The 1,014-nt window shown below is 47.3% G+C and carries 1 protein-coding gene and 2 pseudogenes; all 3 read right to left on the reverse strand.

Annotated elements, in window-relative coordinates; genetic code table 11:
* Positions 1–458: pseudogene (locus tag IQR33_RS33040) on the reverse strand (hypothetical protein); the annotation flags it as partial.
* Positions 455–796 carry a DUF2590 family protein gene (locus IQR33_RS13510; protein WP_017635436.1) on the reverse strand — a complete coding sequence of 114 codons (342 nt, stop codon included), beginning with the start codon at positions 794–796 and terminating at the stop codon, positions 455–457. The pseudogene IQR33_RS33040 and the gene IQR33_RS13510, both read right to left, overlap by 4 nt.
* Positions 786–1,014: pseudogene (locus tag IQR33_RS33045) on the reverse strand (phage tail tape measure protein); the annotation flags it as partial. The gene IQR33_RS13510 and the pseudogene IQR33_RS33045, both read right to left, overlap by 11 nt.

The following is a 1,014-nucleotide window of genomic DNA, read 5'->3' on the forward strand; positions in this document are numbered from 1 at the left end:
TTTAGGTGACCAGCCTCGATGATTCCAGGCTCAATAACTTGAACTTTATACATAACGCCATCTATAGGTAGCGTTTGAATAACCGCCCCTTTCTCAATCGTCACCGCATCAGCAGCATTTGCTTTAGTTAGTGTGATGTAGCCTTGTGCTCTTTGAGCTACTTTCGGCGCGATATTGTGCTCCCATGCTTTTAGGTCCAGAGCCCAACGCTCAGCGGTTGCCACGAACATATTGGGCATAACGTGCTGAGCCAATAGATGTCTAATCAGCCAAACACATGGCGTGACCACTGCAGCGCGAACCCAACGCCAAAACGGTGACATTTCGGAGTCATTCGAAACCTTGCTACCAGCCCCCACGACTTCTTGTTTTAGTTTGGTTTCAAAGTCCTTTTCGGTAACTGGCACACCCGATTCACTTAGCACCTGAACAAAATCCGTACTTGGTCGTTTACTCATACTTTCACCTCAAGTTCCCCATATTCATAAGCCTTAGCGGTTAAGGTGATATCACCAGTTTCTGTTTCTCTTGCTGTCGCTGAACCCGGTACCACTCTTACATCTCTCTCAGCAAGTTGCTCAATTTGCACCATTACATCAGCGCGTAACGCTGGGTTTCTTTCTGCAACCAATTGGCGAGCCAATCCTGATTCCATGATCGCGTGCTTAATGTCTTGCGCGATGCTGTATAAATCACTGCACTCTTTAGGCTGTTGGCCTGCGTCCATATCCCAGCCACCCTCGACCACTTTGATATCGTTGTAGCGCTTGCGTTCTGTTAAGTCGTTACCCCACATTGAGCTCATCCCACTCGGCTAATTGGTCTGGTGTTATTCCGTTAGGGGCAGTGATATACACGTCACCAAAAGAGCTAACTCGACTAGCATCACTGTGATTGGTTGCTTTCATATTGTTCACCACTTGAGGAGGCAATCGTGGCTCGTTGCTCTTCCCTTTGTATTCGATAAACGGTTGAGGCGATTGAGTATCTAGATTTGGAGCTTCAACGTTGATG

The sequence above is a fragment of the Vibrio sp. OPT46 genome, assembly GCF_015163535.1.
Lineage (GTDB): Bacteria > Pseudomonadota > Gammaproteobacteria > Enterobacterales > Vibrionaceae > Vibrio > Vibrio alginolyticus.

Coding starts and splice junctions, on each gene's coding strand:
- IQR33_RS13510 (WP_017635436.1), bottom strand. CDS start 796: ATGTGGGGTAACGACTTAACAGAACGCAAGCGCTACAACGATATCAAA.